Source organism: uncultured Parolsenella sp., assembly GCF_934660935.1.
GTDB lineage: Bacteria > Actinomycetota > Coriobacteriia > Coriobacteriales > Atopobiaceae > Parolsenella.
Genome location: NZ_CAKUIH010000009.1, coordinates 71,310 through 81,316 on the forward strand (window position 1 = coordinate 71,310; position 10,007 = coordinate 81,316).

7 protein-coding genes are annotated in these 10,007 nt (G+C 62.5%); 2 read left to right on the forward strand and 5 right to left on the reverse strand.

The annotated features are described in order from the left end of the window. Positions 1-19: 19 nt before the first annotated feature. The 5 genes from Q0H23_RS05995 to carA all read right to left on the reverse strand — a co-directional run bounded on the left by Q0H23_RS05995 (position 20) and on the right by carA (position 7,346). Entirely contained in the window at positions 20-481 is a 462-nt protein-coding gene (locus tag Q0H23_RS05995) for a PTS sugar transporter subunit IIA (protein ID WP_293815035.1), read from the reverse strand. Between the two features lie 2 nt (positions 482-483). Then, on the reverse strand, positions 484-1,110 hold the full coding sequence (locus Q0H23_RS06000; RefSeq protein ID WP_293836645.1) for a 2-dehydro-3-deoxyphosphogluconate aldolase: 627 nt from the start codon (positions 1,108-1,110) through the stop codon (positions 484-486). Positions 1,111-1,525: 415 nt separating this feature from the next. Beyond that, entirely contained in the window at positions 1,526-2,575 is a 1,050-nt protein-coding gene (locus Q0H23_RS06005; protein WP_293815039.1) for a branched-chain amino acid aminotransferase, read from the reverse strand. 278 nt (positions 2,576-2,853) lie between these two features. Then, positions 2,854-6,060, reverse strand: a complete 3,207-nt coding sequence (gene carB, locus Q0H23_RS06010) for a carbamoyl-phosphate synthase large subunit (protein WP_293836647.1) — start codon at positions 6,058-6,060, stop codon at positions 2,854-2,856. Beyond that, positions 6,060-7,346, reverse strand: a complete 1,287-nt coding sequence (carA, locus tag Q0H23_RS06015) for a glutamine-hydrolyzing carbamoyl-phosphate synthase small subunit (RefSeq protein WP_293815043.1) — start codon at positions 7,344-7,346, stop codon at positions 6,060-6,062. Before carA ends, carB begins: the two co-directional genes overlap by 1 nt. Before the next feature lie 495 nt (positions 7,347-7,841). Between carA and Q0H23_RS06020 the strand changes: the two genes are divergently transcribed. After that, entirely contained in the window at positions 7,842-8,837 is a 996-nt protein-coding gene (locus tag Q0H23_RS06020) for a peptidoglycan bridge formation glycyltransferase FemA/FemB family protein (protein WP_293836649.1), read from the forward strand. 6 nt (positions 8,838-8,843) lie between these two features. Next, on the forward strand, positions 8,844-9,752 hold the full coding sequence (locus Q0H23_RS06025; RefSeq protein WP_293836651.1) for a PHP domain-containing protein: 909 nt from the start codon (positions 8,844-8,846) through the stop codon (positions 9,750-9,752). The last annotated feature ends 255 nt before the right edge of the window (positions 9,753-10,007 follow it).

The window sequence follows — 10,007 nt, forward strand, 5'->3', positions numbered from 1 at the left end:
CCGATTGAATCACTTGTTACTAGAGAAGCTGATCCTTAGCGAGCGAGTAGGCCTCTGCGGCGCTATCGCTCGAAACGATTTCGGCGACAAGGTCTTGGTTCTGGAGAAGCGCAACCACCTTCTGGAGCATCTCGAGGTGTGCGTGGGCCTCATTAAGGGCGAGCATGATCACAAGCTCCGCATTACACGTAGACTCCGGATCATCCATGCGGTGCCAGGCAACGGGCTTCTTGAGAACTCCCATGCAAATGGCGGGACCATTCACGTGTTCGATATCACAATGGGGCATGGCGATGCTGTGCTCACCAAACTCAAGGCCAGTCGGATATGAGGCCTCGCGGTCAACGATGGCCTGCGCGTAGGATTCGCGAACATAACCAGACTCAAACAGGACGCCGGCAAGCTGCTTCTCGACATCAGTGCAGCTGCCAGGCTCGTCAATAACGACAACGAGGCTCTCATCGAAGGAAATCTCTGCCATCCCTACCACCTAACGCTATTCTCGAAAGACTTAACCTGCTCAGCGAGCTTGTCGGCATTCATCGCGATGATGTCCGACTTCTCGAAAATGCCCGAACCGATACCCGCATAGGTGGCGCCGGCATCGAAGAACTCCTGCACGTTGCCACCGTTGACGCCGCCGACGACCATGAGCGGCATCCAGTTGAGGGGCGCCTGGATATCGGAGAGGTACTTGGCACCAAGGCGCGCTGCCGGGAAGATCTTCACGATGTCGGCCCCCTGTTCGAACATCGTGAAGACCTCCGTCGGCGAGAAGGCGGCCGGGACACAAACGGCACCGGCGTCCTTCGCGATGGAGAAAATCTCCGGCGTGAAACAGACCGGAGAGAGCATGAAGGCTGAGCCCGCAGCAGCAGCGGCCTTTGCACGCTCGACGGTGGTCACGGTACCGGCACCGATCTTTACCTCACTGCCAAACTCGTTCACGAGTTTGGCGATAGTCTCGGCTGCACCCTCGGTGTTCATCGCAACCTCAACCGCGCCCAGACGAGTGCCCACGAGCTGCTCGACCACGCAGCGGCACTGCTCGTAGCTGTATCCACGCAGAATCACGGTTACGCGCGAAAAGTCTGCATCCTTGGAGAACATCCCCGTTGCCTCCTCTTTTGCATATTAGGAATTAGTGCATCTTTTCTAATTCCTTCCTTAAGTTCCTCCACAATATCGACGTCAGGTTCTTCACAGTCAAGCGCGTGCCGATAAACGGTATGCAAATACCGTTTACGCTGTTATTCTGCTGTCTACTATTACCGTTTACCGATTTGAATTCATGATGATTCTTCACAATTCATGCAAGTTGTGAAGTTCGCCTCTGTTGTACGTGTATATTTATTTGCGCTATTTGCATATTCCAAACATTATTCCAAATGCTTCTTCATTGTTTCTTCACATTTAGTAACCGCGCGTATTACTGACGCTACGGGGTGACGCGATAGGCGCCCTCACAAAAACGGCCCCACCGGAGAACCGATGGGGCCGCAGATAGCCATCTGTGTAGCTAGGTCTAGCAGATCTTGAAGACCCAGTTGTGCTTGTCCTCGACGGCACCGGACTGGATGCCGGTCAGCGTCTCGCGGAGCTTCTTCATGACGGGGCCGATCTCGGTCTGGCCAGCCGGGAAGACGACGGTCTCGTCAGCGCCGTAGACCTTGTTGTCGATCTCGCCCACCGGGGAGATGACGGCAGCGGTGCCGCACATGCCGCACTCGGAGAACTTGCCGCTCTTGACCTCAGCCCACTCGACGGGACGGTTGTCCACGGTCATGCCAAGGTCCTCAGCGACCTGGACGAGGGAGCGACGGGTGATGGAGGGCAGGATCGAGTCCGTGTGGCTCTTGGGGACCACGAGGGTGTTGCCGTCGACGAACAGGACGTTCGCGCCGCCGGTCTCCTCGACGTAGGTGCGGGACTCGGAGTCGAGATAGAGGTTGTCGGCATAGCCGGTGGCGTGGGCCTCGACGGAGGGCTTCAGGCTCATGGCGTAGTTCAGGCCGGCCTTGATGTTGCCGGTACCGTGCGGTGCGGCACGGTCGTACTCGGAAACGCGGAGCTTGACGGACTTGAGGCCACCCTTGTAGTACGGGCCCACCGGGGTGACGAGGATGCGGAAGGTGTACTCGGGCGCGGGGGCAACGCCGATGACGTCGCCAGAGCCGATCATGAACGGGCGGACGTACAGCGTGGCGCCAGAGCCGAACGGCGGGACCCAAGCGGCATTGGCCTTGACGACCTCCTTGACGGCCTCGACGAAGCGGTCCTTCGGGAACGGCGGCATCTCGAGGCGCTGGGCGGAGTCAAACATACGCTGGGCGTTCTGGTCCGGACGGAAGCAGACGATCTCGCCGCTCTCGGTGGTGTAGGCCTTGAGGCCCTCGAAGACCTCCTGGCAGTAGTGGAAGATGCCGCCGCACTCGGAGACGTGCATCGTGTGGTCGGAGGTCAGGCCGCCCTCGTCCCACTCGCCGTCCTTCCAGTGGGCCTCATAGCTGTAGTCAGTCTGCATATAGGCGAAGCCGAGGCTTCCCCAGTCCAGGTCCTTCTTCTCAACTGCCATGATCTTGCTCCTTAAAACCGTTGCGGTCTCGTGGGGCGCCCCATTGAACGAGGTCACCGTAGATTGTCCCACGGGACGTCAAACCTTCTGCAATCCATCCGCGGGTAGCCCCATAGGATAGCCCTTTTGGGGAAACGTTCGCCAAAAGGCACCCAATGCGTAATAGTGACGAAATATGCCGAGTAAGGCGCGATTCTTGCACAAGCCCCAAGCAGAAGAGGGCCCGATACGGCACATAAGCCGGTCGGGCCCTCTTGTTGTCAGGCTATGCCTATCCCCTACAGGTCCTGGAGGGCGACGACGTCGAGCTTACCCTCGCGCGCGGTGCGGATGGCCTCGACCATCGCCTGGGCACCCGGGAGCGTCGTGACGTTGGTGACGCGATAGCGGACGGCGATCTGACGCAGCGCGTAGAAGTCGCCGCGCGTGTCGTGACCGCCAGGCGTATTGATGATGAGCTGGATGTCGCCACCAGAGATCATCGTGCCGATGTTCGGGCGCATCTCGCTCGTGCGGCGGACGGTCTTGCACTCGATGCCGGCCGCGCGCAGCGCCTTGGCGGTGCCGGAGGTTCCCACGAGCGTGAAGCCCATGCCGACGAGGTCGCGGGCGACGCCGATGATGGCGCGCTTGTCACGGTCGCGCACGGAGACGAACACGCGACCCTTCGTCGGCAGGCCGTAGCTGATGGCCAGCTGGGTCTTCGCGTAGGCAGCAGGGAAGGTCGGGGCGACGCCCATGACCTCGCCCGTCGACTTCATCTCCGGGCCGAGCGTCATGTCGGCACCGGGGAAGCGATCGAACGGAAGCACGGCCTCCTTGCAGGCAAAGTAGTCGAAGGTGCGGTCCTCAGCCGGGAGGTTGAGGTCGCGGATCTTCTCGCCGGCCATGATGAGGGCGGCCATGCGAGCCAGGGGCACGCCGGTCGACTTCGAGGAGAACGGCACGGTACGGCTCGCGCGCGGGTTGAGCTCGATGACGTAGAGCTGGCCGTTGTGGACGGCGTACTGCACGTTCAGCGCGCCCACGACGTGACAGGCGAGCGCGAGCTTGTGCGTGGTCTCGCGAATCTGGGCGACCATCGAGTCCGCCAGGGAGTACGGCGGCATGCAGCAGGCGGAGTCACCGGAGTGGATGCCGGCCTCCTCGATCTGCTCGAGGACGCTACCCACGTAGCACTCCTCGCCGTCAGCGAGGGCGTCGACGTCGAGCTCGACGGCGGAGTCGAGGAACGAGTCGAGGTAGATCGGGTGGTCCTTGGAGACGCGCGTAGCGGCCTCCATGTAGCTCTTGAGGTGACGCTCGTCATAGGCGATGACCATGCCACGGCCGCCGAGCACGTAGCTGGGACGGACAAGCAGCGGGAAGCCGATGCGGTGGGCGACCTCGACGGCCTCCTCATAGGTCTCCGCGACGCCGGAGACCGGGTAGGCGATGCCGAGCTCGTCGAGCAGGGCGCTGAAGCGCTCGCGGTCCTCAGCGAGATCGAGGGCGTCGGGCTGGGTACCCATGATGGGCACGCCGGCCGCCTTCAGGCGCGCGGCGAGGTTGATCGGCGTCTGGCCGCCGAGGGTGCAGATGACGCCCTCGGGCTGCTCGATGTCGACGATGTCCATGACGTCCTCGAACGTCAGGGGCTCGAAGTAGAGGCGATCGGAGGTGTCGTAGTCCGTGGAGACGGTCTCCGGGTTGCAGTTGACCATGACCGTCTCGTAGCCCTTGTCGTGAAGGGCGTAGGCGGCGTGGCAACAGCAGTAGTCGAACTCGATGCCCTGGCCAATGCGGTTCGGGCCGGCGGAGAGGATCATCGCGCGCGGCTTGTCAGTGTCGCGACGCTCCGTGGCACCCCACTCGTAGGTCTTGTAGTGGTAGCTCGTGCGCGCCGGGAACTCGCCACCGCAGGTGTCAACGGTCTTGATGACAGGAACGATGCCCTTGGCCTTGCGCCAGGTGCGGACCTCAAGCTCGGTCGAGCCGGTGAAGTGGGCGATCTGCTCGTCCGAGAAGCCCATCTGTTTGACGGAGCGCATGTCGCGACCGGAAATATCGGTAAGCTTGTGGCCGGCAAGCCACTTCTCGGTGTCCGTGAGGTTGCGCAGATGGCTGAGGAACCACGGATCGATGCCCGTGAGCTCGTAGAGATCGTCGATCTCCCAGCCACGACGAAGCGCCTCGATGACGTAGTAGATACGCTGGGCGGTGGGCACCGAGACGCGCTGGCGGAAGTCAGGCACGTCGAAGAGCGCCGGGTCGTCCGCGCCGAGCATGTTCTCGCCAACCTCGAGCGAGCGCATGGCCTTGTTGAAGCTCTCCTCGAAGGTGCGGCCGATGGACATGACCTCGCCCACGGCCTTCATGCGCGTGGAGAGGGTCTCGTCCGTGCCCTTGAACTTCTCGAAGGCGAAGCGCGGGACCTTGACGACGCAGTAGTCGATAGAGGGCTCGAAGCAAGCCGGCGTGGCCTGCGTGATGTCGTTCTTGACCTCGTCGAGCGTGAGGCCCACGGCGAGACGGGCGGCGACCTTGGCGATCGGGAAGCCCGTGGCCTTGGAAGCAAGTGCAGAGGAGCGGCTCACGCGCGGGTTCATCTCGACGACGATGATGCGGCCATCCTCGGGGTTCACGGCAAACTGCACGTTGGAGCCACCAGTGGCAACGCCGACCTTCTCGAGAATCGCGAGCGAGGCGTCGCGGAGGCGCTGGAGCTCCATGTCAGAGAGGGTCTGGGCCGGGGCGACGGTGATGGAGTCGCCCGTGTGGACGCCCATGGGATCGAGGTTCTCGATGGAGCAGATCACGATGCCGTTGCCGGCGCAGTCGCGCATGACCTCCATCTCAATTTCCTTCCAGCCCTGGATGGACTCCTCCACCAGGACCTCGCCCTCGGGCGACAGGTCGATACCCTGGGCAACGATGCGACGCAGGTCGTCCATGTCATAGGCGATGCCGCCACCGGCGCCACCGAGGGTGAAGCTCGGACGAATGATGACGGGGAAGCCAAGATTCTCGACGATGCGCTCGGCGTCTGCCACGGAGTAGGCAAAACCGCTCCTGCAGATGTGCAGGCCGATGTCCTCCATGGCCTCGGCGAAGAGCTTGCGGTCCTCACCAATGCGAATGGACTCGGTGTTGCAGCCGATGACCTCGACGCCGTACTTGGAAAGCACGCCCATCTCGTCAAGCTCGATGGCACAGTTGAGACCCGTCTGGCCGCCCATGTTGGGCAGGAGGGCGTCGGGGCGCTCGCGCTCGATGATCTTTGCGACGGCATCCGTCGTGATCGGCTCGACATAGGTGCGGTCGGCGATGTTCGGGTCGGTCATGATGGTCGCCGGGTTGGAGTTCACGAGGACGACCTCGTAGCCAAGCGCCTTGAGGCTCTCGCACGCCTGCGTGCCGGAGTAGTCGAACTCGCACGCCTGGCCAATGACGATCGGACCAGAGCCGATGACCAGGATCTTCTTAATGTCAGTACGCTTCGGCACTAGAAGCGCCTCCCCTCACGGACGTCGATGGCAAGATAGTTGGGGTCGCCCTCAATAAGGCGGCGGAAAGCCTCGAACATGTAGGCCGCATCCTTCGGGCCGGGCGAGGCCTCGGGGTGGTACTGGGCGGAGAAGGCCGGGATGTCGAGGAACTGGATGCCCTCGGGCGTGCCATCGTTGAGGTTCACGTGCGTAAGGCGGATGCGACCGAAGCGCTCGTTGTTCACCACGGGCGCGATGCGGCGCTCGCTCCAGAAGCGGAGATCCTGCGTGTTGGCGGCGTTCCAGGCGTCAACGACCTCCTGGCCACCGGAGAGCTCGACATCGATCTCACCGAGACTCGAGAACACAAGGCCGTAGTTGTGGTTCTGGGCGGTGACCTCGACCATGCCGGAGAGCAGGTTCATGACGGGCTGGTTGCCACCATGGTGGCCATAGGGCAGCTTCTCGATCTGGGCACCCGCAGCCTGGCAGATCATCTGGTGGCCGAGGCAAATGCCGAAGACGGGCACCTTGCCCAGGAGCTCCTCAGCGCAGCGCGCGGGCTCCGGGAGCTCGCGCGGGTCACCGGGGCCGTTGGAGAGGAAGACGCCGTCGGGGTTCTCGGCGAGGATCTTCTCCGCCGGGGTGTCCCAGGGCACGACGTGCATGTCGATTCCCACGCCGACCACGCCGCGCAGGATGCCGAACTTCTCACCGCAGTCGAGGGCGGTGACGCGCAGGCGCTTGCGCGGATGGTCGATGTCGACGAGCGCGTTGACGTCATAGGGCTCCGCGGTGGAAACCTTGGCAACCCAGTTGGTCTCGGAGATGGAGGGCGCGGCCTTCACGCGGGCAACGAGGCTCGCTGGGTCAAGATCCTCAGTGGAGATCGCGCAGCGCATGGTGCCGGTATCGCGAACACGCAGCGTGATCTCACGCGTATCAACGCCCTCGATGCCAACGATGCCGTGCTCTGCGAGGAAATCGGGGAGCGAGCCGATGCTCCGCCAGTTATTGGGCGTGTGGCACATATCGCAGACGACAACGCCCGCGAGGTCGACGCCGTCAGACTGCATGTCCTCGGGACAGACGCCATAGTTGCCAATCTGGGGATACGTAAAGGTCACGACCTGACCCGCGTAGGACGGATCGGAGATGACCTCCTGGTAGCCCGACATGGCCGTGTTAAAGACGAGCTCACCGAAGGTCTCGCCAGTGGCGCCCACCGAAAGGCCCTCGAAGGTGGTACCGTCCTCGAGCGCGAGAAGCGCCTTGGGGGCATCCGTTGCGAGCAGTGGATTCACGCGTTCCCCTTTCTTTTGGGTTCGCGCGGTATGAAAACGACGCCCGGACTCGAGGCCGAGGCACAAAAAAAGAGGCGCCCGACTCGTGACCGAGGGCGTCCCCACAAGACGAGCGCACGCCTGCCGCGCGCCCTTTGGCCCAGCGAAAACCCGGCATGTCCAACGCCGAGTCAGGCCGTTTTGCCTTGCAGGTATCCCGTACCGTGCTTAAAGGTCTTAGGGATTATAAGACCAGCAGAGTGTCTCGCAAGGATAACTTTATGTTAGGCACCCAAATATAAATGCAGGTAACGCAGGTAAAACGCCGGTTATGCAGTCACACCCACCGAATATCCACGCCTCTCCACGACACATCCCCAGGTGGCGACGCCTGGCTCGTCTGGTTTCGCCGTGGTTCCTCCCACCCCGCGCATCAGCCGCGCCCGACCTGGCTAGAATTGAGGGTCAGAAACAATGCGAACTAGGCCGTAGCACGAACGAGACACAGGAGCGCACGTGATCGAAGCCAACGACATCACCGTTGAGGAACTCGAGACAAAGGCCGCGGAGCTCGGGGTCAACCTTCCCATCGAGCAGACCGCCGTCTGGGCGGGCTACCAGGCCACTATCGACGGGCGCACCCCCTGGGGTGCCGTCGAACTCACCCAGGACGGCCGTACAATCGCCCTCGTGAGCCTGTTCGACTACGAAACCCACGGCTATCACTACCTACGCTCCAACCACGCCCCCGTCTGGGTCGCGGAGCCCGACGAGGAGCTCGAGGGCCAGGTGATCGACACCCTCGCCGCCCACGTCCGCGCGAAGGACAAGCGCCAGAAGTTCATGCGCATCTCCATCAAAGCCGAGCTCGCCTCGACCACGCCCGTACTCTCCGGCATCCCCTATGACCACACCGTCGTGATCGACGTCACCGGCGGAGACGAGGAAATCCTCTCCCGCATGAAGCCGCGCGGTCGCCGTGACGTTCGCAAGGCCCTTCGCGAGAGCCCCGTCACCTGTGCCGACGAGACCGAACTCGCTTCCAAGAGCTTCGAGGAGTACTACGACGTCATGCGCGAGACCGGCGAGCGCGACGGCTTCACGCCCGCGCCCTGCTCGGACTACGAGGACATGATCCGCATCCTCGGTCCCGAGCACTGCCGCGTCTACGCCGGCAGGCTCGATGGCCGCGTCGTCACCTGGTCGCTCGTCACCATCAACGGCACCCGCGCCGTGCGCTATTACGGCGCCAGCCGCAACGAGACCATGCGTCAGCACGTGACCGACAAACTCGTCTACTTCGAGTGCTGCGACCTCGGCGCCAACCAGGGCTGCCTCGACTACGACATGATGGCGATTGGCAGCGAGTTCTCACCCAAGCTCATGGGCCTCAATGAGTTCAAGACCAAGTTCACCAAGCAGGTCGCCGAGGTGGCGCCGGATCGTGACGTCCCCCTCCACGGCCTGTTCTACAAGGCACTCGTAACCGCCAAGAAGCTTCGCGATCGATAGGTAGCCATGGACACGCCAATCGTCGACTGCCACACCCACACGTCGTTCTCAGACGGGACATCCACCTTCGAGGAAAACGTGCGGGCAGCGGCGGCCGCCGGATGCCGCGTCCTCGTCTCCACAGACCACCTGACGCTCCCCGCAAGCCTCGACGGGTCCGCTGAGGTGCAGGTGCCCCTCTCACGCCTCGTCGAGCACCGTGCGGTCTTCGAAGCGGCACGCGTCCTCGCGAGCGAGATCGCACCTGAGCTCGAGCTCATCTACGGCTTCGAATGCGACTGGTATCCCGGATGCGAGGAATACGTGCGCACCTGGAGCGAGGGCGCCGTCGTCCGCCTCGGAAGCGTGCACTACATCGGGAACCCCGGCGACATAGCCACGGGAGCCGCCGGGCAGCCGGGTACCGAAGGAACGCCCCAGGCAAGCCAAATCTACCCAGACTCCGGATGGATCGACTACAACGAGGACAAGCACGTCTGGGAGAACCTAGGGCCAGACGAGGTCTGGCGCCGCTATGTGGACGCCTGGTGCCAGGCCTGCGAGAGTCCACTCGAATTCGACAGCATGGCTCACCCCGACCTTGCCGCACGATTCGCAAACGATGGATTCGCGCCGACGATCGACATCTCCCGCCTTTGGGATCAAATGGTCGAATGCGCCCATGACACAGGACGAAGGGTCGAGGTTTCCACCGCAGGTCTCAGGAAGACCACGGCGAGTTACTACCCAAGCGCGGGTCTCCTACACCGCTTCGCTAAGGCCGGCGTGCCCATAACGACCGGTTCTGACGCCCATAGGGCCGTCGATGTCTGCTGGGGCATCCAAGAGGCCTACCGCTATGCATATGCCGCTGGATATAGGTCGATAGAGGTTCCGCACGCGGACGGATCCTGGGAGTCAGTCGAGATCCAGTAAGACACTCGGCGAGTTATTGCGCCAAAACAAATAGAGGCCCGGAGCAAATCGCCCGGGCCTCTACGCATTTCAAAGTGAAACATATAGATGCAAACCGAATAACTGTAGTCAGCCCTTTAAAAGGGAGAGTCGCATCGGCTCGAATGCGGTAGCCGATGCGACACGACGTGACTACAAGCAATCAAAGAGCCCCGCCATACGCAAGAGGGCCCCGCCACCACGCGGGTGACGGGGCCCTCCCGGCACGCAAATGCC

Coding starts and splice junctions, on each gene's coding strand:
- Q0H23_RS05995 (WP_293815035.1), bottom strand. CDS start 481: ATGGCAGAGATTTCCTTCGATGAGAGCCTCGTTGTCGTTATTGACGAG.
- Q0H23_RS06000 (WP_293836645.1), bottom strand. CDS start 1,110: ATGTTCTCCAAGGATGCAGACTTTTCGCGCGTAACCGTGATTCTGCGT.
- Q0H23_RS06005 (WP_293815039.1), bottom strand. CDS start 2,575: ATGGCAGTTGAGAAGAAGGACCTGGACTGGGGAAGCCTCGGCTTCGCC.
- Q0H23_RS06025 (WP_293836651.1), top strand. CDS start 8,844: ATGGACACGCCAATCGTCGACTGCCACACCCACACGTCGTTCTCAGAC.